The following is a 26,448-nucleotide window of genomic DNA, read 5'->3' as shown; positions in this document are numbered from 1 at the left end:
GGACAGATGACGTTCCGAGTGTGCCGACCGCGAAAAGCGCTGGCAAGACGATGTGGCGCGCGTACCGGCGAATTGTCGCGAAGAGGCGCGAGACAGACGCATCTGGATGATGCGCGCTCGCGAGTCGCGCGTTCTACTATCCTCACCACGTTACGCGGTGAACGGCACACGTATGCTCTATCTGAACGCGGCGCATATCGACGAACTCGAGCTGGATTGCAACGATATCGAAAGTGCCGTGCGCGCGACGTTGCTGCAGTTGCACGACGGCACCACGATCGCGCCGCCGCGCGTGGTGATGCAGACCGCGGCGAGCGCACGCTTTATCGCGTTTCCCGCGCTGCTCGCGGCGCGCGGTATTGCCGGTGTGAAGTGGCTGTCGCTGCGTGCCGGCGCGGCGCCGGGCGAAGCGGCGCAGACCAGCGCGCTGCTGCTGCTCGGCAACGCAACGACCGGGGCGCTCGAAGCCATCATGGACGCGCGTTGGATCACGTTGATGCGCACCGTGGCGGTGTCGTTGATCGCCGCACGCACGCTGGCCGATCCGCATAGCCGGCGCGTGGCGTTCATCGGTTGCGGCATGCAGGCTCGCGCGCACGCGAAGTGGCTCGCGCGCGCTTTCCCGCTTTCGCGGGCCACCGTGTACAGCCGCCGCGAGGCGACGGCCCGCGACTTCGCATCGGAACTGACAGCGCCTGGCATCGAGAGCGCGGTGGCCGCGTCGGCCACCGCGTGCGTTGCGGATGCGGACATCGTCGTGTCCAGCGCATCGACATCGAGCCCGAATGGACTGCGCTGCGATCCAAGGGCGTTGAGCGAAGGCAGTTTCGTATCGCTGGTCGATCTGGGGCGCTCGTTCGACTGGACGGCGGCAAATGGCTTCGCGACATTCGCCGTCGACGATCCGGCGCAATACGAAGCGCTGGCGCGCGATAAACATCTGCCGCTTTATACAGGAGGCGCGCCGCAGTCGCTGACGGCGTTGATCGACGCGAGGCAGCGCGATAGCACGATCCGCTTTGCCGGGCCCGCGGCGTTGATGCCGACCGGCCTTGGCGCCGCGGATCTTGCATTGGCCGCGTTGCTGCGTGAAAAGGCACTGAAACAGGGCGTGGGGTTGAGTCTTCCGGATTCCGTCTGCTGATCGATCAGGTCGAGTAACGGCAGCACCTTATTCGTGCCCGGCGTCCACCTCGCGGTAGCACGCACACTATCACCCGGTTGCCGCGTTCATCGACGTGCCGCGGCGTGTCGCAACCACTCACGCGAAGCGCGCGCGGCGTTCGCCGGCGAGCGCTTTTACTACATGCGCAAACCCGCAATGTACTTCGCGCGCGGGCGCAGCAGAAAAGCCTGCGAACGCTGCTCAAGCACATGCGCAACCCAGCCCGCGGTACGGCTGATGATCCACACGGCGGTCGCGGTGCCGTCGGGCAACCCGAGTGCGCGCGCCAGCACGACGAGTGCGATCGCGACGCCCGGACGCATCGACAGCCGCTCTTCGGCGAGTGCGAGAAACGCGAGCGTCGCGGCGGTATCGGGCGTGGCCTGCCGCAGCGCGCGCACCTGTTCGAGAATCAGATTGGCGCGCACGTCGCCTTCCGGATACAGCGGATGGTTGAAGCCGAACAGGCTTGCGCCGACCTCGCGCACCATCTGCAAACGCGACGCGGTGTCCGGATTGGCGATGTCGCGCAACAGCAGCGTTTCGACCTTCTCCGTGGCGGTGCCCGTCGAAAAACCGACGTGCGAACTGATGCCCGCGGCGACGCAGTTGTACAGATCCGCATTCGTCGACGCCGCGACCCGCGCCGCGAACGTGGCCGGAGCGAGTTCGTTGTCGGCGAGCACGTCGAGCGCGCCGTTGACGGCAAACACCGCATCGGGCGTGCAATTGCCGCCCGCCGCGCGCAGCAGATAAGCGGCGATGCTCTCGCCGCGCTCGCGCATCACGAACGCGCGCTCGCGGCTCAGGAAGCCAAGGCATCCGGCCATCGTTTGCATGACCAGGCGCGCGGCCTGCACCGCGCTGCCGTCGGAAATTTCCGCCGCGCCGCGCCCCTGCATGCCGAGCGCGAGCGGCACCATGCCGAGCAGGTTCGCAATGTCGCCGCCGTCGAGCTTGCCCGCGTACGCGTCGAATAGCGGCAGCACCGCGTGCGGCGTGTCGAGCACGCCCCATGCGCTGACACCGTCCTGCCAGACGCCGGTCATCAGCAGTTGAGACACCGATTCGAACGACGAGCCCGCTTTGGCCATTTCCACCGCCGAGCGGTTGCGATACAGCGGCCCTTGCGACGTGATGTGCGTGATACCCGAGGCCAGCACCGGCTCGCCCCAGCGCATCGTCGATTCGGCCGATGCGGCCTTTGCCACGCGCCCGCGCTTGCGGCTACCCACCCGCTCGACGTCGGCGCGCACGTACAGGCTGCGGCGCCCGTCGTCGTGCGGCGCGGTGCCGATCAACCCGCGGCTCACATACGAATAAAGCGTGGCCGGCTTGATATTGAGCCGGGCCAGCACTTCCTCGCGTGTCATCAGATCTTTAGTCGTCATTCAGTCAATGTAATCAATATAAAACGGAATGGTCAGAGGCCGGAGCGAACTGAACGTCAGTCTATCAGAATGCCGATGAAAGCTAGATTTTGCTGGGCTTTCGGGCTCTCTTGAGGCACTTGGCATTTTTATATTGATTTGAAATATCAATCTTGATCGATCAAATGCCGGAGAGTAATTTTCAGTCCTCGATTCCATTTCCGCACTGCGCCGCGAAGCCACGTGTTTCGCGAGCGGTGCCTTGAGGAGACTTTCCGATGCATGACCTCCGACGCGAATTCGACGACGCGCAAGCGAGCTTCGTCGATCAGACCGGCCAGCGTGCCCGCGACAACCACTACTGGGCCCCGGTGATCGTCAGCCGCGAAGCGATCGACGCCGAAGTCGAACGCCTCGCTTCACTGCCGAAACCGCAAGACGGCCGGCGCCATTCGTTGATCGTTCATCCGTCCGCGCGCGCAGGCTCGCCTGGGCTCGCGCCTGGCATTCAGGTGTCGCTGCAAGTGTTGTTGCCCGGTGAATCGACCGAGCCGATGCGCCACAACGCGACCGAGGTGAACTTCTGCATTCGCGGCGGCGGCTCGACGCGCGTCGCGGGCCGCACGATCGCGTTCCGTCAGTACGACGTGTGGAATCATCCGGCCTTCGTTGCGTATGCGCATACCAACGATACCGACGACATCCAGGTGCGCCTCGTCTATTCGAATACGCCGTTGCTGCAGCACATGGAAGTGTATGTGCCCGAGTACGGCGTCGAACTCGAAGCACCGACTGAAACGGTTAGCTCGCACGTAAGCGATGACCCGAAGCGCCGCAATCCTTTCGGTATGTTCCCGATCGGCGAAGACGGCGGACTGTTGATGCCGTACGAAACGCTGATCAATCCGCAGGTGATCGAATCGCATCCGCTGCATTTTCCGTGGCAGCAGGTGAAGGCCGAACTCGACAAGCTCGAAGCGCTCGGTAGCGATTACGTCGGCCGGCGTCTGTACATGATGTACAACCCGACTACCGGCCGCACCAACGGCATCACGCCGAACTTCTTCGCGACGATGACGATCCGTCCGCCGAAGATCGTCGACCGTCCGCATCGCCACGTGTCCGCGGCAATCAACTACTACTTCTCGGGCTCGGGCTACAGCATGGTGGCCGGCAACCGCTACGAGTGGAAAGCCGGCGACCTGATGCTGTCGGCGCCCGGCTGGGCCGTGCACAACCATGCGTCCTACGACGATTACGTGTACGAGCTGACCATCCAGGACCAGCCGCTGAACATCTACATGCAGTCGTTGCTGTGGCAGGAAAGCATGAAGGAGCCGCCGGCGCTGCTCGGCACGCAAAGCGGTTTCTCGACCAATCGCGCGAACGCCGCGAAGGCCGCATAACACGCCACCACGCGTCACCACGCGTCACCACGCATCGTCACATCGTCATCAAGGGAAGTGCAATCATGCGCGACATTTCATCGCTGAAGGGCTCGATCACGCCGATCGTCACGCCCTTTCGCAACCAGGCCGTCGACTACGAAACCTATGCGCGGCTCGTCGACTGGCAGATCGTCAGCGGCGGTCACGGCGTGCTCGTGAACGGCACGACCGCCGAGCCGAGTCTGCTGACGGTGGCCGAGCGCAATCGTCTGGTCGACGTCGCGCTCGAAGCCGCGGCGGGCCGCGTGCCGGTGCTGGCCGCGACGGGCTCGCAATCGCATGCGGAAACGGTCGAGCTGACCGAGCACGCGGACAAGGCCGGCGTCGACGGCATGCTGATCGTCACGCCTTACTACATCCGTCCGCCGCAGCGCGGGCTCGTCGAGTACTACGCGGACATCGGCGCACGCACCGAAAAGCCGCTGTTGATCTATCACATTCCGGGGCGCGCGGCGGTCAGCATGGAACTCGCCACCGTGAAAGCGATTCGCGAGCGCGTGCCGAATCTCGTCGGCATGAAGCACGCGGTCAACGACATGGGCTTCGTCACGCACATGCTCGACGAGTTCGGTCCCGACTGGCGTGTGTTCGTCGGTCTCGAAGAGTTGAGCTTTCCGATGCTCGCGGTCGGCGCGTGCGGGCTGATGAATGCGGTCGGCAATCTCGCGCCGCGCAAGGTCGCCGAACTGGTCGAGGCGGTCGAGCGCAACGATTACGCGGCGGCGCGCGCACTGCATTTCGCGCTGTTCGAGCTGAATCAATCGGTGTTCTACGACACGAATCCGATTCCGATCAAATACATGATGAAGCGCATGGGGCTGTTGCCGGCCAACGAACATCGCCTGCCGATGATGCCCGCCACGCGCGAACTGGAAGCACGGCTCGACGGCGTGCTCGATCGTGCGGGGCTAATCTGAGCGCGGCAACGTGAACCGCAACGTGAACCATAACGCGAACAACAACCCACGGAGACACCGATGAGCGACAGGATTCCACGGCTGGAGATGGCCGACCTGCGGCCCGATCTGGCTGCTTATCTGACGCCGCGCGTCGAGCGCCTGCGTTATCTCGGCGAGCTGTTCAAGTGCGCGGGCAATGCGCCCGGCGTGATCCTGAACTTCATGCATTTCACCGATGCGTTGAAGGACGCGCTGCCCGACCGGCTCACCGAACTCGGCGCGCTGACGGTGGCGAGCTTCATGGAGAACCGCTACGAGCGTCATCAGCATGAACGCCTGAGTGAGAAGCTCGGTTTTCCGCGCACGTGGATCGCGCAGATCAACCAGCTCGATCCCGTCGCGGCGAGTGAGTTGAACGACGTCGACAAGGCAGCGCAAATCTACGCGCTGAAAGCGCTGCGCACACGCGGACTCGATGTGCGCGACGAGTTCGACGCGTTCGCCCAACTCGTCACGCCCGCCGAAGCGATGGCGTTCGTGATGCTGATCGGCCGCTATGTGACGCACGCGCTGGCCGTCAACACGCTGCGGCTGACGCCGCCGGTGCCGTCGATTTTCGAGGATCAACCATGAACGCGATGAACACTCCGGTGTGGATTTCCGAGCAGCAGATCGTGTCGCTGATGAATCTGTCGGGCGCGATCGAAGCGCTCGAAGCCGGCCTCGCGCAACAGGCGAGCGGCGCGGCGCGCAACATGGGCAAGACGCATGTTGCGTGGGGGCATAACAATCTGCACGCGATCGGCGCCGCGTATCAGCAGGCCAGCATCGTCGGCACCAAGACGTGGGCGCATACCGAAGGCGGCGCGTGTCCGCTGCTGATTCTGTTCGATAGCGCGAACGGTCAGTTGAAGGCGATTCTCGAAGCGTTCGCGCTCGGTCAGATGCGCACCGGCGGCATTTCAGGTGTCGCGACGAAGTGGCTCGCGCGGGCCGATGCCGACGTGTTCGCGCTGATCGGCACCGGCAAGCAGGCGCTCGCGCAACTGGCCGCGGTGGCCGCGGTGCGTCGGCTGAAACTCGTGCGCGTGTATAGCCCGACGCCGGACAAGCGGCGCGCATTCGTCGAGCGGGCGCGCGACAAGTTCGACATCGAGATCGTCGAGGCCGCGTCGGTGGAAGCCGCGGTTGCCGATGCACCGATCGTCACCACGGTGACGCGCGCGACCGAAGCGTTTCTGTCCGCGTCGATGCTTGCGCGCGGCACGCACGTCAACGCGGTCGGCGCAATCACCGAAGAGCGCATCGAACTGGCCGACGATGTGTTCGCCCGTTGCACGCGCGCGGTCGTCGACGATCTCGGCGCGGCGCAGCGTCTGTCGACGGAGTTCGTACGCGCATACGGCGCACGTAACGCATGGAACGAAGTGAGCCCGCTATGCGATGTGATCGCGCAACAGCAGGCCCGTACCGCTTCCGACGACATCACCGTGTTCAAGGCGATGGGCATGGGCGTGTCGGATCTCGCGCTCGGCCTGCGTCTGTATGCGCTCGCGATCGAGGCGGGGCTCGGCTTGCCGTTGCCGCAGCCGCGCCGCGAACCACCACGCCTCAACTGAGGCGAGCCGAAGTGAGCTGAACCAGCCTGAACCGCCGAATCGGCTAACCGGCGGTCAAGCCAACCGAAGACAATACCACTCGTGATTTCACGGGCTGGTTTGTCGACGTTCGGCAACGCGCGCCGCGCTGTCGATCGGGGGAGGGCGACCCCATCCCCACAGACGAATAGAAAAACTCAGGAGACACTCCAGTGAAGAGACGCTTTACTCTCGCAGCACTCTCGATGTCCTGCGCGATCGCGCCTTGTGCCTATGCACAAAGCTCCGTGACGCTGTATGGCATCACTGATGTCGGTATCGAAGTGGCCAATCACGTGCCCGGTCCGAACGGTACGTCCGGCACCGCGGTGCGCATGCAGTCCGGCAGCCTCGCGGGTTCGCGCTGGGGCTTGCGCGGCGTCGAGGATCTCGGCGGCGGCATCAAGGCGATATTCGATCTCGAAAATGGCTTCTCGCTGAACAACGGCACGCTCGGCCAGGGCGGCCGCATGTTCGGCCGCAAAGCGTACGTCGGTGTGAGTACGCGTTACGGCGAGCTGACGCTCGGCCGGCAATACAACCTGCTGTACGAACTGATGTTCGTGTACGACCCGTTGCAGTTCAATCCGAGCTATTCGGCGCAGGGCTACGATGCGACGCTGGTCGGCCGCGCCGATAACTCGGTGCGCTATCTCGCGCGTTTCTCCGGCGTAACCTTCGGCGCGTTGTACAGCTCGGGCTTCGATTCGACGATCGCCAACGGCGCGCAGGTGCCGGGGCATTCGAAGGTCGGCCGCGAATACAGCTTCTCGCTGCAATATGCAACGGGCCCCGCGAATGTCGGTGTCGCCTATGACCAGATGCAGGGCACGTCGATCGCGACGCAAGACTACACGCAGATGCGCGTGGTCGGCGGCGCGACCTACGCATTCGGACCGGTCAAGGCGTACGTGGGCACGCGCTGGCTGAACATCCGCAACACGTCGACGCTGCAAAGCTCGCTGCTGTACTGGCTGGGCACCTCCTGGCAGGTCAATGCGCCGTTGACGATCTCGCTCGGCGGCTATCAGGAGCGCATTCGCGGCACCGGCCAGAAGGCCACCAGCGGCGTGCTGCTCGCCGACTACTTCCTGTCCAAGCGTACGGATATCTACGCCGAAGCGTCTTACATCAGCAATTCCAAAGGGCTGAACATCGGCGTGCGCGCCATCGGCGACGTGACGACGGGCAGCAACCAGACCGGTGCCATGATCGGCATCAAACACAGCTTCTGATAACGGAGAACAACATGGCTCAACACAAGGTGTCGATGCCGGCGGGGCGTATCGACGTGCGCCAGGAACTGGAGGACGCGCGGCTCGGCGGCTTTCATATACGGCTCGGTATTCTGATCTCGCTGATCCTGCTGTTCGACGGCTACGACCTGTACAACTCGGCCTATATCGTCCATTACGTGGCGGGGCCGTGGGGTTTGTCGCCGACCCGTATCGGCATCATGCTGTCGAGCGGGCTCGCCGGATTCGCGGCGGGCTCGGCCGTCAGCGGCCTGCTCGGCGACCGCTTCGGACGGCGCAGCATTCTGCTGCTCGGCTGCTGGGGTTCGGGCGCGATGAGTGTCGCGATCGCACTGTTCGCGCACAGCCTCGCGTCGTACATGGCGCTGCGCATCGTGATGGGGCTCGCGCTCGGCCTGCTGATGCCGCTCGCGATCACCTATATCAACGAGATCGCGCCGAAGCGTTCGTCGAATGTGTTCACGACCGTGTTCTTCTCGCTCGGCTGGGTTAGCGGCTCGTCGTCGGCGGGGCTGATCGCGGCGTGGCTCACGCCGCATTACGGCTGGCAGAGCCTCTATTACATGGGCGGCGCCGCGCTGGTGTTCGCGCTGGCGATTCAACTGTGGCTGCCGGAGTCGCCGCGCTTTCTCGCCAGCCGCGGCCGTTGGGACGAAGTGAAGCCGCTGCTGTACCGCTTGCGCCCGGAGCGCGCGGCAGTCTATGACGCGGGGCAGTTCGCGTCGGGTGGTCCGCTGTCGCGCAGAAGTCCGCTCGCGCTGCTGTTGTCGCGCGAGTACCGGCTGCGCACGCTAAGCTTCTGGGCCGCCGGCTCGTTGAGCCTGTTCTCGGCTTACGGCCTGTCGGGCTGGCTTCCGACGATCATGCTCAAGCGCGGTGAAAACCTGTCGTCGAGCTTCGCGTATGGCTCGCTGTTCGCCGGCATGGCGGTGGTCGGCGGGCTGGTGTCGGGCTACGTGTCGGACCGCGTCGGCGATCGGCGCCGAGTGATTTCAGCGTCGTATGTGCTCGGCGCGGCGACGGTCGCACTGCTCGCCTGGGCGACCGACCGCACCACGACGATGATCGCCGTGGCCGGCGCGGGCGCCTTCGTGGTCGGCTCGCAGATCGTGCTGAACAACCTCGTCGCGGCCGCCTATCCGACCGAGATGCGTGGCACGGGCGTCGGCGTGTTTCTCGGGCTGTCGCGCGTCGGCGCGATGTTCGGGCCGGCCGTGGCGGGCATTTTGCAGCAGTTGTCGGGCGGCCCCGGCGTGATGTTCGCGGCGATCGGCGTCGCGGTGCTGATGACGGCGATGCTGGTGCTGACGGTCGGGCCTTCGCAGCCGCATGTCGTCGTCACCAATGCACACTGAAACTCGCGCACTGAAACCCGCGCATTGAAACCCACACGTTCAAACGCGCGCACAGAGGGGTGCGCGCGGAAACATCCATTCAATTTTTCATACCGAAGAGAGTCGATATGTCGAAACTAAGCCTGAGCCTCGCCGTCAGCGATTACGACCACGTGCGTGACCTCGTCAGTGGACGCGTGCAGCCTGAAGGCATCGAACTGGTGCCGTCGGTGCTCAATGTCGAAGAGATCTTTTATCGCACCACGCATTTCCAGGAGTGGGACGTTTCGGAGATGTCGTTCGGCAAGTTTTCATCGCTGCGCTCGCAGGGCGATGACCGGCTCGTCGGCCTGCCGGTGTTTCCGTCGCGCTCGTTTCGGCAGTCGTCGCTGTATGTGCGCCGGGATGGTCCGGTGCGGCGCCCCGAAGATCTGCGCGGCAAGCGCATCGGCATCCCCGAGTGGGCACAAACGGCCGCGATCTATTCGCGCGGCTGGATCGCGCATTCGCTCGGTATTCCGCTGTCCGAGATCGAATGGGTGCAGGGCGGCGTGAATCAGGCGGGGCGCAAGGAGAAAGTCAACGTGCGCGTGCCGGAAGGTGTGTCGTATCGCGCGGAGCCGGGCCATTCGCTGACCTCGCTGCTGCTCGACGGCAAGCTCGATGCGGTGCTGAGCGCGCGGCCGCCCGAGCCGGAGCGCGAACGCGCGGACGAGATCGTGCGGCTTTTCCCGAGCTTTATCGACAGCGAGCGCGAGTACTACGAGGCCACGCGCATTTTTCCGATCATGCATCTGATGGTGATGCGTCGCGACACCTTCGAAAAGAATCGTTGGATCGCGGGCAATCTGGTCAAGGCGTTCGAGGAAGCGAAGCGCAACAGTCTGCACCGGCTCAGCGATATCACCTGTTCGCACTTCCCGCTGCCATGGATGCCCGCGCGTCTGGCCGAAGCACAGGCACTGTTCGGCGCCGACGTGTGGCCCTACGGACTGGAGCCGAACCGGACCACGCTCGAAGCGTTTCTGAAGTTCGGCTATGAACAGGGCGTGTGCCATCGTCTGCTCAAGCCGGAAGAGTTGTTCGCGCCCGAGACGTTGAGCGCGGTGCGCGTGTGAGCATGCTGCAACATAATGGCGACATGTCGGCATGAGCGGGAACGGACGATGATTACACTTCGCAAGACAGGCAGCTTTTTCGTCGGCGGGCGGCGCGTGAGTGTCGCGGGGCAAACGCCGTATCAGGTGACGTTATCGTCGACGGAGACGCGCGAATACGATCCGAACGGCACGTACTGGATCGAGGCCGCGTACGTGCAGTATTTTCTGCAGGCCGCGCCGCGCTACGAGGTGCCGCTCGTGCTGATGCATGGCGGCGGCCTGACGGGCGCGATGTGGGAAGACACGCCGGACGGCCGACCGGGCTGGCTGCAACTGCTGCTGGAAGCGGGCGTGTCGGTGTACGTGGTGGATAACATCGAGCGCGGGCGCGCGGGCTTCTGCGCGCTCGACGGTGTGTGGCCCGATCGTCCGCTGTCGCGCAGCGATGAGGAGGCCGCGCAGATTTACCGCTTCGATTATGCGGGCCACCGGTTTCCATCGGAGGCGATGCCGGGCCTGTCGGCGCAAACCGTGCCGCGCTGGCCGAGCACGCGCGGCTTGCAGCAGCAGGCGCTGATCGAAGTCGTCAAGCGTATCGGTCCGTGCGCGCTGCTTGGCTTCAGTCAGGGTGGCGGTCTCGTATGCGGCGCAGCCGGTATTGCGAGTGAGGCGCGCGATCTGGTGCGCGCCTGCGTCGCGCTCGAACCGCACGGCGTGCCGGCTTCGTTCGAAGGAGATCTGGCCGGCAAGCCGGCGCTGATGGTGTTCGGCGATTTCATCGAGCAAAGCGCGCATTGGCGTGCGCTTGCCGATCATGCGGATGCATCGATCGCGGCGTGGAATGCCGCCGGCGGACAGGCGGAGCGGCTTGATCTGCCCGCGCTCGGCATCCGTGGCAATACGCACATGATGATGATGGACACGAACAGCGAACAGGTGTTTAAGGTCGTGCTCGACTGGCTCGGCCCGCGCATCGCATCGGCTGGTTAAAAGCGTCTTGCCGTTGGAATCTGTCTAACGTATCGCCCGCAGCGTCTTGTTAAGGCGTCGCGGGAATCAACTGCCTGCTTCAGCGCACCTCTGCGCATCGCACCGCCGTCGCGGACCTATCGACCTCCACAATATTGACTGCGTACAATCCGTCGCACGGCATCAGCCGTCGCAACGTGTAGTTGCGCGCATGCCGGAGACTCATCCAGCGATAGTTCCATCAATCCCGGACAGCAAAAACATGCTTCAGAACCGGCCCGACAGCGCAGACCAGGACAAAACCCAGCCGCCACCATTTCGCAGTCAGCTCGTATCGCGTCTCGACCTCGTGACGCTGCGGCTCTTCATCGCGGTCGTCGAGGAAGCAAGCATCGCGAAAGCCGCCGAGCGCGAGCACCTGGCGCCGTCGGCGGTCAGCAAGCGTCTCGCGGATCTCGAGCTTGCGCTGGGCGCGCCGCTGCTCGAACGGCATCGTCGCGGCGTCACGTTGACGAGCGCGGGCGAAGCGCTGCTCAGTCATTCGCGCCGTATCCTGCGCGATCTGACGCGGCTCGAAAGCGAGATGGCGGAATTCACCGCGGAGTCGAAGGGTGCACGCGGACATATTCGCGCGTCGGCCAACGAGTCGGCGCTGTTCGGCTTTTTCCCGGACGCGCTGGGCCGTTTCATGCGGGATTACCCGAACGTGACCGTCGAACTGCGGCCGGATACCAGCACCGGCGTCGTTCATTCAGTGCGCGAAGGCGCGGCCGACCTCGGCATATTCTGGGGCGACCAGCCGGTCGACAATCTCGACGTGATGCCGTGCTATGTGGACCGGCTCGTGGTCGTCGCGCCGGCCAATCATCCGCTCGTCGGGCGCCGCAACCTGCGCTTCGAAGAACTGCTCGACCACACGTTGATCATGCAGGAGCCGTACAGCTCGATCCAGACGCTGGTCGAGCGCCTTGCCTGCGAAGCGGGACGTACGTTGCGATCGCGCATCCGCGTGGCCGGCTTCGACGCGGTGTGCCGGATGGCTCAGGCGGAACTCGGCATCGGCGTGGTGCCGGACTATTTCGTCACGGGCCGCGCGGCCGCGATGCACATCGCGGAAATTCCGCTCGACGAGCCATGGGCGAGCCGGCTGCACAAACTCTGCATCCGTCAGGGCGAAGAGTTGCCGACCGCGACGCGCGTGCTCGTCGATTTCCTCACCACCTGAATACACGCGTACCTGAGCGCGTACCGGCGCGCATACCCGAGCGCACGGCTGCCCGTTGCGATGCATCGCAGCAACGTCAGCCATCGCGGTTCACGCAGCGTGTGTTCCGAAATACGTCTTCAGCCGCATTTTTGTCGCACGCAGACTGAGCTCCATCGATACCGCCCATCCGGCGGCACCTCACGGAGCCTGTGTGATTTCCACTTCGACACCCGCGCGTACGCTGTTCGACAAGCTGTGGGAACGGCATGTCGTCCACGCGCGCGATGACGGGCATACGCTGATCTACATCGACCGGCACTACGTCGGCGACGACCTGCCGCGCGACACGTTCGACACGCTCAAGCGCAAGGGTCTGCGTGTACGGCGGCCGGACGCGACGTTTGCGATGGCCGACCACTACGCGCCGTCACGCGGCCGCTCGATTGCCGATGTCGTCGATGCCGAGCGGCGCGAACTCGTCGAAAGCCTGATTCATTTCACCCGCGAGCAACACGTGTCGATGTTCGCGCTCGACGATCCGCGCCACGGCATCGTGCACGTGACCGGTCCGGAGCAGGGGCTGACGCTGCCGGGCATGACGGTGGTGTGCGGCGACAGCCATACGTCGACGCACGGCGCGCTCGGCGCGTTCGGCTTCGGCATCGGCGCATCGGAAGTCGCGCACGTGCTGGCGACGCAAACGCTGTGGCAACGCCGTCCCGAGACCATGCGCGCGTCGTTCGTGGGCCGGCTTGCCGCCGGTGTCACGGCCAAGGATCTCGCGCTTGCGATGATCGCGCGGATCGGCGTGGCGGGCGGCGTCGGGCACGTGGTCGAGTACGCGGGCGAGGCGGTCAGCGCGCTGTCGATCGAGGCACGCATGACGCTGTGCAATCTGTCGATCGAGGCCGGTGCGCGCGCCGGTCTGATCGCCCCCGACGACAAGACGTTCGCCTGGCTGCGCGGCCGCGAGTTCGCGCCACAAGGCGCCGAATGGGATGCCGCGGTGACGCAATGGCGGAGCTTGCAAACCGATGCCGGCGCCACGTTCGCGCGCGAGGTGACGCTCGACGCGGCACGCGTCGCGCCGATGGTGACCTGGGGCACGAATCCTTCGCAATCGACGCCGATCGATGGCGCGGTCATCGATCCCGCCGATCTCGACGATGCGGCCGAGCGCGAGCGCACGCTCGCGGCGCTCGACTATATGGACTTGCGGCCCGCGCAGCCCATCGAAGGCGTCGCGGTCGATCGCGTCTTTATCGGCTCCTGCACCAATGGCCGCCTCGAAGATCTGCGCGCCGCGGCAGCGGTACTGGGTGGCCGGCGCGTTCGCGTGCCGACGCTGATCGTGCCGGGTTCGCGCGCGGTGCAGAACGCGGCGATCGCGGAAGGGCTCGACCGCGTTTTTATCGCGGCCGGCGCCGAGTGGCGCGAGCCCGGCTGTTCGATGTGCCTCGCGATCAACGGCGACGAAGGCCGCTCGGGCGAGCGGATCGCGTCCACCACCAACCGCAATTTCGTCGGACGCCAGGGACGTGGCGTGCGCACCCATCTGATGAGTCCCGGCATGGCGGCGGGCGCCGCCGTAACGGGCTTTATCGTCGACTATCGGGAGTTGCTGCGCGATGCAACCGCTGACCACGCTTGATGCCGTCGCGGTGCCGCTGCCCGCCGCCGACATCGATACCGACCAGATCCTGCCCGCGCGCTTCATGCATGCGCGCCGCGACGACTATGGACGCTACTTCTTCCACGATCAGCGCTTCGATCCGCAGTCCGGCGAACTGCGTCCGGACTATGTGTTGAACCGCGCCGGCTATGCGCACGCGCAAATCCTCGTGACCGGGCCGAACTTCGGCTGCGGTTCATCGCGCGAACAGGCGGTGCACACATTGGCCGACTTCGGCATTCGCGCGATTGTCGGCACCACGTTCGGCGACATCTTCTTTACCAACTGTCTGAAGAACGGCGTGTTGCCGGTGCGGGCCGATGCCGCTTTCGTCGCGCACGTGAGCGCGTTGTTGCGTGGAGATAGCGCGGCGCGCGTGAAGGTCGATCTGCCGGCGCAACGCGTGATCGCACCCGATGGCGAGACGGTTTCGTTCGACATCGATCCGTTTTCGAAGGAAGCGCTGCTCGGCGGTCTCGACGAAATCGACATCACGTTGCGGCTTGCCGCGCAGATCGACGACTTCGAGCGCCGTCATGGTGTCGTCCGCGCGCCGATCCCGAACGCTTCGTAGCTCAACACAGAACCGACCAGAACTGATACAGGACAACAAAGGACGATCCATGAAAATCGCAGTGCTTCCCGGCGACGGGATTGGCCCCGAAGTGACGGCTCAGGCGCTCAAGGTGCTGGACGTGCTCATCAGCGAAGGCATGCCGCTCGAATTCGAGCACGCGCTGATCGGCGGCTGCGCCTATGACAGCACCGGCCACCCGCTGCCGCCCGCAACGCGGCAACTTGCTCACGACGCCGATGCGATCCTGTTCGGCGCCGAAGGCGGCTTCGAGTATGAAGCGCTGCCGCGCGGCCTTCGTCCCGGCGACGCATTGCTGACCTTGCGCGAGGAACTGCAGCTGTTCGCGAACTTCCGGCCGGTGGTTACGTATCCGGAGCTGCTCGGCGCGTCGCCGCTGAAAGCCTCGCATATCGACGGACTGGACCTGCTGATTCTGCGCGAACTGACCGGCGATCTGTATTTCGGCAGCCCGCGCGGCGTGAGCGTCGAGAACGGCATACGCGTCGGCGTGAACACGATGCGCTACGACGAAACGGAGATCCGGCGCATTGCGCACGTCGCATTTCGCACCGCGCGCAAGCGTCAGTCGCGCGTGTGCTCGGTCGACAAGGCCAACGTGCTCGAATCGATGGAGCTATGGCGCGACGTGATGGAAGAGGTCGGCCACGAGTATCCCGATGTCACGCTCGAACACCTGTATATCGATGCCGCGGCGATGTCGCTGCTGCGCACGCCCCGGCATTTCGACGTGATCGTGACCGGCAATCTGTTCGGCGACATCCTGTCGGACGAGGCGTCGATGCTGACGGGCTCGATCGGCATGTTGCCGTCGGCATCGATCGGCGAGGGCACGAAGGGGCTCTACGAGCCGGTGCATGGCTGCGCGCCGGACATCGCCGGCAAGGACATTGCGAATCCGCTGGCGTCGATTCTGTCCGCTGCAATGATGCTGCGCATGAGCTTCGCCGACGATGCGGCGGCCACGCGTATCGAACGCGCGGTGCGGCGGGTGCTGGCGTCCGGCTATCGGACCGCCGATATCGTCGAGGCGGGCACGAAGCGCGTCGGCACTGCGCAGATGGGCGATCTCGTCGTCGCCGCGATGTCTTGAAGAACGCGTACACAGCGTCGAACCGGACAGCAGGGAGGAGGCCAACATGAGCAATGACCGCAAACCGCTGGTGCGTTTTCGGGGCGTCGCCAAGAGCTACGACGGCGTCAATCGCGTGGTCGATGGGCTCGATCTGGATATTTACGAGGGTGAATTTCTGTCGCTGCTCGGGCCGTCGGGATCGGGCAAAACCACTTGCCTGATGATGCTGGCGGGCTTCGAGTCGCCGACCGAGGGCGAGATCTGGCTCGGCGACACGCTGCTGAACGTCACGCCGCCGCACAAGCGGAACATCGGCATGGTGTTTCAGAACTACGCGCTGTTTCCGCATATGACGGTCGCGCAGAACGTCGCTTATCCGTTGACGGTGCGCAGAGTCGGCGCGGCGGAGAAGCAGGCTGCTGTCAAACGCGCGCTCGACATGGTGCAAATGAACCAGTACGCCGCGCGCCTGCCGGCGAGTTTGTCGGGTGGCCAGCAGCAACGTATTGCGCTCGCGCGCGCGTTGGTGTTCAACCCGCGTCTCGTGTTGATGGACGAACCGCTCGGCGCGCTCGACAAACGGTTGCGCGAGCACATGCAGATCGAGCTGAAGGATCTGCACAGCAAGCTCGGCCTGACCTTCGTCTACGTGACGCACGACCAGAGCGAAGCGCTGACGATGTCCGATCGCGTCGCGGTGTTCGACGCCGGCAGGATTCAGCAGATCGACCGCGTCGATGCGCTCTATGAAACACCGGGCAACGGCATCGTCGCGAATTTCGTCGGCGATACCAATGTGTTCGTCGGCCGGCTGTCGTCGCTCGATGGCGAGCGCGGCGAAGTTGCGCTGCCCGGTGGTGAATTGCTGGTGGGCCGGGTGATCGGCGCACCGCGCGTCGGCGATACGGTGCGCGCCTGTGTGCGTCCGGAGCGTATCGCGCTGGGCGAACGCGCAGGCGCGGAGAACTGGACGGCGACCGTGAATGCGATGCGCACGCGCTCGGAAGGGACGCTGTATTTCGGCGACCACGTGCGGTTCCGCTTCTCGCTGGCTGGGCAGGCTTCAGGGTTCGTCAAGGTGCCGCTCGATGACGCGGACCTCGGTGGCATAAAAAACGGCGACGCGGTCGTACTGCGTTTTGCCGAACAACACGTGCGGATCTTCGCATAACGCTTTTTCAGTCAATCGGAGTGGACATCATGCGTAATACTCAATGGGTCGGCGCAGTGGCGGTCGCATGCGTACTTCAATCGCTTTCCGGCGGCGTGTTCGCGCGCCCGCTGTCCGTCGTGAACTACGGCGGAACGCTGGCCGATGCGCAGCAAGGCGCCTTCATCGCACCGTTCAAGGCCGCGACGGGCATCGACGTGACGGCGTCGTCGTATTCGGGCGAACAGGCGAAGGTCAAGGCGATGGTCGACGGCAAGCAGGTGAGCTGGGATGTCGTCGAGGTCGAATCGACCGACGTGGGCCGCGGTTGCGACAGCGGCATGTACGAACACATCGACTGGTCGAAGATTCCGGAAGGCAGCCAGCTCGATAAGGCGGCGAAAACGCGCTGCGGCGTGGGGGTTTTCGCGTGGGCGAATACGTTCGCGTACAACACGAAGCAGTTGAAGACCGCGCCGACCGGTTGGGCGGACTTCTGGGACACGAAGAAATTTCCGGGCAAGCGCGGGATGCGTAAAACCGCGCGCGGCAACCTCGAATTCGCGCTGATGGCCGACGGCGTGAAACCCGCCGACGTCTACAAGGTGCTTGCCACGCCGCAAGGTGTCGACCGCGCGTTTCACAAGCTCGACGAACTGAGGCCCAACATCCAGTGGTGGGATGCGGGCGCGCAACCGGCGCAGTTCCTCGTGTCGGGCGATGTCGCGATGTCGACCGTGTTCAGCGGGCGCATCATCACCGCGCAGAAGACCGGGCAGCCGCTCGACATCGTATGGAACGGCGCGATCTCCGACTACGATTACTGGGTCATTCCGAAAGGCTCGCCGATGAAAGACGACGCGCTGAAGTTCATCAACTATGTGAGCGGCGCCGGCCCGCAGGCCGCGTTCCTGGCGAAGCAGCCAGGCGGCCCGGCCAATACCAAGGCGCTCGCGATGATGTCGCCCGAGCAGCTGAAAAACCTGCCGAACACGCCTGAGCATGCAAAGGTCGGCGTCGTGAACGACCGCGAGTTCTGGGACGAGCACGGCGACGATCTGGACCAGCGCTTCGCCGCGTGGGCGGCGCGCTGAACGGGTGACGGCCATGGCGAATCCGTCGGGCGCTAGCGAGGTGGGCAGCGTGGTCGACGCGGCGGCGCTGCCGCTCGCGGCCGCACGCCCGCGCGCCGCGCGGGTGCCGCGCTCGCGCGGCGACGTGGGCGGGGCGCTGCTGTTGATCGCGCCGCTTGCGCTGTTCATGCTGGTGTTTTTCGTGGTGCCGATCGCGAGCCTGTTGACGCGCGCCGCCTGGGACCCGACGGTTGCGACCGCGTTTCCGGGCACGGCGCGCGCGCTCGCCACGTGGCACGACACGCCGCTGCCACCCGCTGCCGCGTTTGGCGCGCTGTCGGCCGATATCCTCGCGGCCGATGATGCCGGCACGCTCGGCGACGCATCAGACCGCTTGAATCGCGACGAACCCGGCATGCGGCAATTGCTGTTGCGCACGCGCCGTCATCTGGACCATCTTGCTGAGAGCGCGGGGACGTCGGCGGTGACCCGCGACCCCGCCGCGATCCAGGCGGATCTGATCGCCGCCGACGCTCATTGGGGCGAGCCGCAAACGTGGCAGGTGATCGCGCGCGCGGTGCGGCCTCTGACGGCTGTCTATCTGCTGCGCGCGGTCGATGGCCGCCTCGACGCGTCGGGCAGCATCGTGATGCAGCCGCCCGATCAACGGGTGTTTCTGCCGATCCTCGGCCGCACATTCTGGATCAGCGCGGTGGTGACCGCGTTGGTGGTCGTGTTCGGCTTTCCGCTTACGTACTGGATGAGCCGGCTGCCGGCGGCGAGGCAACGGATCGTGCTGATGGCGGTGCTGATCCCTTTCTGGACCTCGATTCTGGTGCGCATTGCCGCGTGGATGGTCGTGCTGCCGCGCGAAGGGGTGATCAACCGGCTGGCGCTGGCGATGCATGTCGTCGATACGCCGCTCGATCTGCTCTATAACCGCACGGGGGTTGTCATCTCGATGGTGCACATCCTGATTCCGTTCATGGTGTTGCCGCTGCACGCGGTGATGCGAGGCATTCCGCCGACCTATCAGCGCGCGGCGATCTCGCTCGGCAGTCATCCGTTCAGCGCGTTCTGGCGGGTGTACGCGCCGCTGACTGCGCCTGGTGTCGCGGCGGGCGCATTGCTCGTGTTCGTCAGCGCGCTCGGCTACTACATCGCGCCGGCGTTGCTCGGCGGCGCGGGGGATCAGATGCTCAGCTATTACATCGCCTATTTCACCAATACGTCGATCGACTGGGGGCTCGCCGCCGCGTTGAGTGTGCTGCTGCTCGTCGCGACCGCGCTGCTGTTCGTCGTCTACCGGATGCTGATGGCGGGGCGCCGGCACGTGTTCAGGGAGGTCGCCGCGCCGTGAGACTCGCCGTGAAACTTATACCTGCTTTCGAGCCTTCCGTTGGCTTGCCGGAGAAGATCTGGTACGTCGCGTTGCGCGTGCTGTGCTATGGGCTGCTTGCTTATCTGGCGCTGCCGATCCTGGCACTGGTGCCGTTGTCGTTCTCGGCGGATTCGTTCCTCGTGTACCCGGTGACGCACTGGTCGCTGCACTGGTATCGGGTGCTGTTCACCTCCGACATCTGGTGGCGCGCGATTCGCAACAGCTTCATCGTCGCGCCGAGCGCCACGGTGCTGGCCACGTTGCTCGGCACGCTGTGCGCGCTCGGACTCGACCGCGCGAGCTTTCCGGGCAAGCGCCTGTTGACCGCGGTGATTCTGTCGCCGCTGGTGGCGCCGCTGGTCGTGGTTGCTGTCGGCATGTACCTGTTTTATATGCGGCTGCATCTGGCGGGCACGTTCATCGGGCTGATCATCGCGCATGCATTGCTCGGTGCGCCGTTCGTCGTGACCACGGTCAGTGCGGTGTTGAAGAACTTCGACAGGGCGCTTGTGAATGCAAGTTTGAGTCTCGGTGCGGCGCGTGTGGAGACGTTTTTTCGCGTGACGTTGCCGTTGATTCTTCCCGGCGTGCTGTCGGGTGCGTTGTTCGCGTTCGCGACGTCGTTCGATGAAGTCGTCATTACGCTGTTTCTGGCCGGACCCGATCAGGTGACGATCCCGCGGCAGATGTTCAGCGGGATTCGCGACAGTATTACGCCGACCATCGTGGCGTTGGCGACGATTCTCGTGGTGTTTTCGACTTCGTTGCTGGTGGTTGGGGAATGGTTGCGGCGGAGGGGGGCGGGGGGACGGTAGGGGGGCTGTTTAAAAATGTCGCGGAATGAGCCGTTGCTGTCTTTCGACGGATGCGAGGCCTACGGCAGTTTGCAGACTACCGCGGCCATTCGGGCGACGTCTCGACCGGTTTGACGTTTATGCCGTCACTTTTTGAGAAAGCGCGCGCGCATCGGCTTTAGCACGAACAGCGCGAGCGCCGCGGTGCCGATGTCCAGCGTGATCGCTACGTTGAACACGGGCACCCAACTTCCCGCATGCTGATGCAGGAGCGCCGCGAGTGGCCCGCCGAAGATCGAGCCGATGCCCTGCGAGATGTAAAGCCAGCCGTAGTTCTCGGTGGCGTGGCGGGTGCCAAACGTATCCGTGAGCGTGGACGGGAACAGCGAGAAGATCTCACCCCAGCCAAAGAACACCACACCCGAAAGCAGCACGAACAGCACGGCATTGTCGCGCGTCAGGAGCCACAGCGCCATCGCCACGCCTTCCAGCCCGAATGCGACGAACATCGTGTTTTCGCGGCCGAAGTGATCGGACACCCAGCCGAACAGCGGACGCGTAAGGCCATTCGTGAAGCGATCGATGGTCAGCGCGAGCGGCAACGCGGCCATGCCGAACACGACGACCTTCGTGATGCCGAAGTCTGCCGCGAAGGTTGCCATTTGCGAGGTGACCATGAGGCCCGAGGTGGACATCATCGTCATCATCGCGAACATCAGCCAGAAGAGCGGCGATCTGATCATCTGCGAAGGACGAAGGTTCGGCACGCTTGAGGCCGCGTCAGCCGATGCTTTCGCCGGCGCCACATCGCGCGGTACGCGCAGGCCCTGCGACGCGACGAAGCCCACGATCGCGAACGCAATGCCGTAAATCCATAGCGTGGCGTCGATGCCGCGCGCCGCCAGCGATGCCGAGATCGGAAACGTGGTCACGATCGCACCCATGCCGTAGCCCGCTGCCACCGCGCCGGCCGCGAAGCCGCGGCGGTCCGGGAACCAGCGCACCATCAACCCGACCACACCGACATACACGATACCCGTGCCCAGGCCGCCGACGAGACCGTACGTGAGATAGAGCATCGTTGTGCTCGTGGCCATCGACGCGAGCACCCAGCTCAGACCGGACATCACCGTGCCGAGCGAGATCAGGATACGCGGACCGAAGCGGTCGATCAGCTTGCCCTGGAACGGCGAAAAGAAGGTCTGCAAGATGATGAGCAGCGAGAAGGTCACCTGCAATTCCGGCAGCGGCACGCCGAGCTTTGCCGACAGCGGTTTGGTCAGCAGCGTCCACACGTATTGCGGGCTGGAGATGGCCATCATGCAGAGCAGGCCGAGGCCGAGCTGAAGCCAGCGATTATGTGTCGCGGCGGCGCGCGCGCTTGCGGCGGCATTGTCGTGCATCGTCTGGATGCGTGTGTTCATATGCGTTCCCCGGTTACCTTGCGAATCAGAAGAATGAGAAATGCCCTGCAGTCCGACGAAACGCCGGACCGGACGTGAGACAACATTTCATGGTCGATGCAGCCTGAGGCGTTACCAGCCCGCGGCGGCGCCGTCGCTGCGCGGATCGCTTCCCGCTTCGAACAAGCCATCGGGATAGCGAACGATTGCGCCTGCATGGCCCATCGCTTCGTCGTAGGCGGCGAGCACTTCCACGTCGTGGCCGAGCGCGCGCAACGCGTCGATGGTCTCGGCCGGGAAGCGTGCTTCCAGCTTGAGCGAATCGGTGGACTGGCCCCAGGTGCGGCCAAGCAGCCAGCGCGGCGCATCGATCGCGGCCTGCGGATTCCAGCCGAAGCGCGCGATGCGCGAGAACACCGCGCTTTGCGACTGCGGCTGGCCATCGCCGCCCATGTTGCCGTAGACCATCGTGCGGCCATCGGCGAACTGGGCGAGCGCCGGATTGAGCGTGTGGAACGGGCGGCGGCCCGGCATCAGCGGATTGAGCGACGATGCATCGAGCGAGAAGCTGCAGCCGCGGTTCTGCCAGTTGATGCCCGACTGCGGCAGCACGATGCCGCTGCCGAACTCGTGATAGATGCTCTGGATGAAGCTGACCGCGATACCTTCGTTATCGATGACACCCATCCAGACCGTGTCGCCAGGGCCACGGCCTTTACCCCACGGCGCGGCGTGCGACATCGACAGCTCGCTCGCCATCGCGTCGAGTGCCGCGTGCCCGAGCTGCGTAACCGGATCGATTCGCATATGGTCCGGATCGGTCACGTGTTGGTCGCGCACCTTGAAAGCGAGCTTGGTCGCCTCGACGCACGCATGTACGAACTCGGGGCCGAGCGGGTCCATGTCGTCGGTGAGCACGCGATCCAGCACGCCGAGAATCAGCAGCGAGACGAGTCCTTGCGTCGGCGGCGGCATGTTGTAGACGGTGCCGAGCGTGTGCTTGAGGGCGAGCGGAGCGCGTTCGCGGGCGCTGTGCCGTTCGAGATCGCCGAGCGTGACGAGTGTTTCCAGCGACGCGAGATCGCTCGCGATGCTGCGCGCGAGATCGCCGCGATAGAAGTCGTCGAGACCGGCATCGGCGAGTTGTCGGAGCGTGGCGGCGAGACGTGCGTTGACAAAGCGCTCGCCGCTGCGCGGTGCGCTTGAATCGGGCAAGAAGGTTTGCGCGAAGCCCGCCACGCTTTCCAGTTCACCGCGCTTGCTTGAGATGCACTCGGCCTGGCTGCGCGTGACGGGAACGCCGCTCTGCGCGTAATGAATGGCGTCTTCGAGTAGTCGCGCGACGGGCAAGCGGCCGCCGAGCGTGTCTTTCGAGAAGCGCTGCGCGAAGTCCCAGCCGGACACGGTGCCCGCGACCGTGTTGGCCGCGAGCGGACCGCGTGCGGGAATCGCGCTCAGGCCCAGCGCGCGATACGTTTCGATGTCGGCGCGCATCGCCGCCGCGCCGCACGCTTCGATGCCGATGGGCGCGTAACCGGGGCGCGAGATCAGCCAGAAGCCGTCTCCGCCGATGCTGTTCATGTGCGGATAGACCACCGCGATGGTCGCGGCGGCGGCGATCATCGCCTCGACTGCGTTGCCGCCTTCACGCAGGACGGCGAGGGCGCTTTGTGATGCGAGCGAGTGCGGCGCGACCGCCATGCCGCGCGATCCGCGTGTGGGATTGAGTGTGTTGGCCGCGACGTGCGCGTGTTCCAGAGGCATTGACGTTTCCTTGTATACAACGAAAGGAGTCAACGCGAGATCCGTGCCAAGGCATGGTGGAAACCCTGATCAAGCTTGCCGGGTAAGGCTTTCAGCGCTGTCTCAGCGAACCCGGAGCGACGGCAGGTTACGTCGTCAGATGGTGCGCCGAGGCCTCGCCGGTGCGCGCGCGGTGGCTTCACGCCCTGCTGCGGTGCGCGCGGCGAGCAGGCGTTGCATGGTGAGGCCGCGCACGCTGGCCTGGCTGCCGCCAATGTGACGCGACACGCGTTCGACGCTCAGGGCGCCGTCGCCGCGGCGAATGGCGTCGAGAATGGCGGCGTGCTCGTCATACGTTTCTGCGATGCCGTCGCCGCGTACGAGATCGAGTCGACGCACGACACGAATGCGATCGGTGACGCGCTGCATCGTCGAAGTCAGTTCGTCGTTGCCCGCGGCCGCGACCAGCGCATGGTGAAATGCTTCGTCCAGCTCGACGAGCTTGCGGCCATCGGCGATGCGCCGCGCGCGCCCGACGTTCCAGACGCGGTCGAGCGCATCGAGCAGGAGCTGCAGTCCGGGCGGCGGTGTTTCGCTGTTGCAAAGCTTCCGCACGGCGAAGGTTTCGATCATCTGACGCATCTCGTAGAGATCGTCGAACCGCTTGTTGTCGATCGGCACGACTTCCCAGCCGCCGCGCACATAACCTTGCATCAGGCCATCGCTTTGCAGGCGCTGCAGTGCTTCTCGCGCGGGCGTGCGCGAGACCGCAAAGCGTTCGGCGATGGCGCCTTCCGTGAGCCGGTCGCCCGGCAGAAGGTGCATGTCGAAGATTTCGTCGCGCAGGGCGTAGTAGACGCGATCCGCCCGTGTGAGCGTCGCGTGTGGCGCGATAGCAGGGCGCTCGTCGGGCGTCATGTTCAGCTTGATGTCTGGCATGACCGAAGAGCTTATCAAAGGAACGCGCGTCGCAAAAAACGCAGGCCGCCGGCAAGCGGGAAAAATCAGGGCGCGTCGGCTTCGCTTTCGTCCTGTGCGAGCAACTGGCTGTCGGGCAGCCGGAAGGGCACGAGGTCGTCCGAGTGGTTGGCTTCCACCAGCCGGATCATCTGGAGCATGAAGACATCCCGCTCGACGGGCGACAGATGCTCGATGGTGCGATCGTGCGCGCGCTGCACGGCGTCGGCCATCTTTCTGACCAGACGCTTGCCCGCGGGCGAGAGCCTGACGAGCCGCAGCCGCTTGTCATGGGCGGCTTGCGTGCGGGTCACGAGCCCGCGTGCGTTGAGTCGCGGAATGACTTCCGCGACGCTGGAGCGCTCGAGTCCGACTTCGATGGCAAGCGAGTTCTGATCCATCTCGCCGAGCGATTCCAGCGCGGTGAGCAGACTGTATTGCACCGGCGTGATGTTGAATTCGCTCGTTTCCTGCACGAACAGGAACGTGTGGATCTGATGCATACGGCGGATCAGAAAGCCCGGCCGCGAAAACAGCGGCGAGCGCGCTTGCCGTTCCGCAAGCTCTGCACGAATGCTTTTGATGTCGATGTGATCGGTGACAGTGGTTCGCATGTAAGCGACTCGGAAGAAAGAGGGGCGAGCGAAAGACGCTTCAATGCGCATTCTAGGCCGAATTCATCGCCGGTCGCAAATATGAGGTACACCAACGAGTCACCATAACAATGCATCGCGCTTGCACATGGTGCGGGCATGCTCCGGCTGTGTCCGAGTTGGTGCGAGGCGTGAATGGAGAACTCCGTGGTACGGCACGCATCTACAACCGATGCATCCCGATAACTCCATGATTGAAAATGGAAAATTCGACTATTCATGCGGTGATGAAAAATCGGCACACAATTTGCGGTACACCACGCATCTTCCAACTCGCCTATCGCACCGTACATGTCACAAGTTCTGCTGAAAGGGGGCCGCGTCGTCGACCCGGCCCAGAAGATCGACGCCACGCTCGACGTTCTGGTGGACAACGGCATCATCGCCGGGATCGGCTCCGATATTGCGGTTCACGCGCGCCAGGCGGAGGTGCTCGACTGCAGCGGAAAGCTCGTGCTGCCGGGCCTTATCGATACGCACAGCCACGTCTATCAGTACGTCACGGGCCGCTTCGGCCTCAACGCGGATCAGTGCGGCGTGCAATCGGGCGTGACGACAATCATCGATCAGGGCGGACCAAGCTGCATCACGATTCCTGGCTTCCGGCATTACGTGGCGGAACGCTCGGCCACGCGCGTGCTGGCCTTCATTTCCGCTTACCTCGTTGGCGGGCTCGAAGGTCACTACTACCCGGACCTGTATCGCCCCGAATGTCTCGACGTTGACGCAACCATCAAGTCGATCCGCGCCAATGCCGATCTGGTCAAGGGCATCAAGGCCCACGCTGAAATCGGCGGCTTCGCGCGCTGGGGTCTCGACGTGATGAAGATCGCCGCGAAGATCGGCCATGGCGCTGAACTGCCGCTGTATATCCACTTCGGCCAGCTGTGGCCGAAGCCTGAAAGCGGCGGGCTGCCGGTGCAAGCCGATTCCATCTTCAATCAGGTGGTCGAGACGCTCAAGCCCGGCGATATCCTCGCGCATCCGTTCAGCCGTCATCCGGGCGGCTTCGTCGAGGAGAACGGGCAAGTGCATCCGCTCGTGCATGAAGCGGTCGCGCGTGGCCTGAAGATCGACGTCGGTCATGGTTCGCATTTCAGCTTCAAGACGGCGCGCATCGTGCTCGATGCGGGCGTCGTGCCCGACACGCTCGGCGCCGACATGCACGGCTACAACACGCACGTACCCGCGCCCGCCGGCACGCCCGACAGCCATCCCGACGAGGAACACTCGTTCCTCGGCCGCACGCAGTTCAGTCTCGTCAGCGCGATGACCAGCATGCTCGCGCTCGGCCTGCCGCTGCAGCACGTCGTCGCGATGGCGACCTGCAACGCAGCGAAGATGGTCGGCATGGAAGATCAGATCGGCTCGCTGCAAGTGGGGCGGGGCGCGGACATCAGCGTGCTGGACGACCGTCGTGGCCGCTGGATTCTGGAGGACAACGAAGGCACGCAGGTCATCGCCGAGCGCATGCTGTCGCCGCTTTTCTGCCTGCGCGACGGCGTGCGTCACGACGCTGTCTCACCGACGCTGCCGCTCGCGCGCGCCGCCTGAGAACGCGAGGCTC

23 protein-coding genes are annotated in these 26,448 nt (G+C 64.6%); 18 read left to right on the top strand and 5 right to left on the bottom strand.

All coding sequences use genetic code 11. The annotated features are described in order from the left end of the window. Positions 1-172 precede the first annotated feature (172 nt). Positions 173-1,144: a hypothetical protein gene (locus tag L0U82_RS37600; RefSeq protein ID WP_233838901.1), complete on the top strand. Its 972-nt coding sequence runs from the start codon at positions 173-175 to the stop codon at positions 1,142-1,144. Positions 1,145-1,302: 158 nt separating this feature from the next. On the opposite strand, the gene L0U82_RS37595 is transcribed toward L0U82_RS37600, so the two are convergent. Then, entirely contained in the window at positions 1,303-2,538 is a 1,236-nt protein-coding gene (locus L0U82_RS37595; RefSeq protein WP_233839381.1) for a citrate/2-methylcitrate synthase, read from the bottom strand. A gap of 275 nt (positions 2,539-2,813) precedes the next feature. Between L0U82_RS37595 and L0U82_RS37590 the strand changes: the two genes are divergently transcribed. The 16 genes from L0U82_RS37590 to L0U82_RS37515 all read left to right on the top strand — a co-directional run bounded on the left by L0U82_RS37590 (position 2,814) and on the right by L0U82_RS37515 (position 20,146). Then, positions 2,814-3,941: a cupin domain-containing protein gene (locus tag L0U82_RS37590; protein ID WP_233838900.1), complete on the top strand. Its 1,128-nt coding sequence runs from the start codon at positions 2,814-2,816 to the stop codon at positions 3,939-3,941. A 65-nt stretch (positions 3,942-4,006) separates the two neighbouring features. After that, on the top strand, positions 4,007-4,900 hold the full coding sequence (dapA, locus tag L0U82_RS37585; protein WP_233838899.1) for a 4-hydroxy-tetrahydrodipicolinate synthase: 894 nt from the start codon (positions 4,007-4,009) through the stop codon (positions 4,898-4,900). Between the two features lie 60 nt (positions 4,901-4,960). Beyond that, positions 4,961-5,515, top strand: coding sequence for a hypothetical protein (locus L0U82_RS37580; protein WP_233838898.1), 555 nt, complete (start codon positions 4,961-4,963; stop codon positions 5,513-5,515). Next, on the top strand, positions 5,512-6,501 hold the full coding sequence (locus L0U82_RS37575; protein WP_233838897.1) for an ornithine cyclodeaminase family protein: 990 nt from the start codon (positions 5,512-5,514) through the stop codon (positions 6,499-6,501). Before L0U82_RS37580 ends, L0U82_RS37575 begins: the two co-directional genes overlap by 4 nt. Before the next feature lie 191 nt (positions 6,502-6,692). Further along, positions 6,693-7,754: a porin gene (locus L0U82_RS37570; RefSeq protein ID WP_233838896.1), complete on the top strand. Its 1,062-nt coding sequence runs from the start codon at positions 6,693-6,695 to the stop codon at positions 7,752-7,754. A 14-nt stretch (positions 7,755-7,768) separates the two neighbouring features. Beyond that, positions 7,769-9,130, top strand: a complete 1,362-nt coding sequence (locus tag L0U82_RS37565) for an MFS transporter (protein ID WP_233838895.1) — start codon at positions 7,769-7,771, stop codon at positions 9,128-9,130. A 107-nt stretch (positions 9,131-9,237) separates the two neighbouring features. Beyond that, positions 9,238-10,227, top strand: a complete 990-nt coding sequence (locus tag L0U82_RS37560) for a 4,5-dihydroxyphthalate decarboxylase (RefSeq protein WP_233838894.1) — start codon at positions 9,238-9,240, stop codon at positions 10,225-10,227. A 48-nt stretch (positions 10,228-10,275) separates the two neighbouring features. Continuing rightward, positions 10,276-11,199: an alpha/beta fold hydrolase gene (locus L0U82_RS37555; RefSeq protein WP_233838893.1), complete on the top strand. Its 924-nt coding sequence runs from the start codon at positions 10,276-10,278 to the stop codon at positions 11,197-11,199. A gap of 241 nt (positions 11,200-11,440) precedes the next feature. Next, positions 11,441-12,403 carry a LysR substrate-binding domain-containing protein gene (locus tag L0U82_RS37550; protein WP_233838892.1) on the top strand — a complete coding sequence of 321 codons (963 nt, stop codon included), beginning with the start codon at positions 11,441-11,443 and terminating at the stop codon, positions 12,401-12,403. Between the two features lie 193 nt (positions 12,404-12,596). Further along, positions 12,597-14,036 (top strand): 3-isopropylmalate dehydratase large subunit, encoded by a 1,440-nt coding sequence (gene leuC / locus L0U82_RS37545; protein WP_233838891.1) that lies wholly within the window; start codon positions 12,597-12,599, stop codon positions 14,034-14,036. Further along, a complete protein-coding gene (gene leuD, locus L0U82_RS37540) occupies positions 14,014-14,631 on the top strand; it encodes a 3-isopropylmalate dehydratase small subunit (RefSeq protein ID WP_233838890.1) in 618 nt (205 codons plus the stop codon). Before leuC ends, leuD begins: the two co-directional genes overlap by 23 nt. Positions 14,632-14,680: 49 nt before the next feature. Continuing rightward, positions 14,681-15,745, top strand: a complete 1,065-nt coding sequence (leuB, locus tag L0U82_RS37535; RefSeq protein ID WP_233838889.1) for a 3-isopropylmalate dehydrogenase — start codon at positions 14,681-14,683, stop codon at positions 15,743-15,745. A gap of 46 nt (positions 15,746-15,791) precedes the next feature. Beyond that, on the top strand, positions 15,792-16,898 hold the full coding sequence (locus L0U82_RS37530; RefSeq protein ID WP_233838888.1) for an ABC transporter ATP-binding protein: 1,107 nt from the start codon (positions 15,792-15,794) through the stop codon (positions 16,896-16,898). Positions 16,899-16,927: 29 nt separating this feature from the next. Further along, on the top strand, positions 16,928-17,971 hold the full coding sequence (locus L0U82_RS37525) for a polyamine ABC transporter substrate-binding protein (RefSeq protein WP_233838887.1): 1,044 nt from the start codon (positions 16,928-16,930) through the stop codon (positions 17,969-17,971). A gap of 13 nt (positions 17,972-17,984) precedes the next feature. Further along, a complete protein-coding gene (locus L0U82_RS37520) occupies positions 17,985-19,310 on the top strand; it encodes an ABC transporter permease (protein ID WP_233838886.1) in 1,326 nt (441 codons plus the stop codon). A gap of 8 nt (positions 19,311-19,318) precedes the next feature. After that, positions 19,319-20,146: an ABC transporter permease gene (locus tag L0U82_RS37515; RefSeq protein ID WP_233838885.1), complete on the top strand. Its 828-nt coding sequence runs from the start codon at positions 19,319-19,321 to the stop codon at positions 20,144-20,146. Between the two features lie 125 nt (positions 20,147-20,271). Here the strand turns inward: L0U82_RS37515 and oxlT are convergent, their stop codons facing one another. The 4 genes from oxlT to L0U82_RS37495 all read right to left on the bottom strand — a co-directional run bounded on the left by oxlT (position 20,272) and on the right by L0U82_RS37495 (position 24,842). Further along, positions 20,272-21,549, bottom strand: a complete 1,278-nt coding sequence (gene oxlT / locus L0U82_RS37510) for an oxalate/formate MFS antiporter (RefSeq protein WP_233838884.1) — start codon at positions 21,547-21,549, stop codon at positions 20,272-20,274. A 111-nt stretch (positions 21,550-21,660) separates the two neighbouring features. Further along, positions 21,661-23,292, bottom strand: coding sequence for a gamma-glutamyltransferase family protein (locus L0U82_RS37505; protein WP_233838883.1), 1,632 nt, complete (start codon positions 23,290-23,292; stop codon positions 21,661-21,663). Between the two features lie 135 nt (positions 23,293-23,427). After that, positions 23,428-24,210 carry a GntR family transcriptional regulator gene (locus L0U82_RS37500; RefSeq protein ID WP_442793719.1) on the bottom strand — a complete coding sequence of 261 codons (783 nt, stop codon included), beginning with the start codon at positions 24,208-24,210 and terminating at the stop codon, positions 23,428-23,430. Between the two features lie 65 nt (positions 24,211-24,275). Continuing rightward, positions 24,276-24,842 carry a MarR family winged helix-turn-helix transcriptional regulator gene (locus L0U82_RS37495; RefSeq protein WP_233838881.1) on the bottom strand — a complete coding sequence of 189 codons (567 nt, stop codon included), beginning with the start codon at positions 24,840-24,842 and terminating at the stop codon, positions 24,276-24,278. A 330-nt stretch (positions 24,843-25,172) separates the two neighbouring features. Here L0U82_RS37495 and L0U82_RS37490 point away from each other — a divergent pair, with 330 nt between their 5' ends. Then, positions 25,173-26,435, top strand: a complete 1,263-nt coding sequence (locus tag L0U82_RS37490) for an amidohydrolase/deacetylase family metallohydrolase (protein WP_233838880.1) — start codon at positions 25,173-25,175, stop codon at positions 26,433-26,435. The last annotated feature ends 13 nt before the right edge of the window (positions 26,436-26,448 follow it).

Origin of the sequence: Paraburkholderia sp. ZP32-5 (assembly GCF_021390495.1) — a bacterium.
GTDB lineage: Bacteria > Pseudomonadota > Gammaproteobacteria > Burkholderiales > Burkholderiaceae > Paraburkholderia.
Note: the sequence above shows the minus strand (reverse complement) of the source record. Positions and strands in the feature narration are given on the sequence as shown.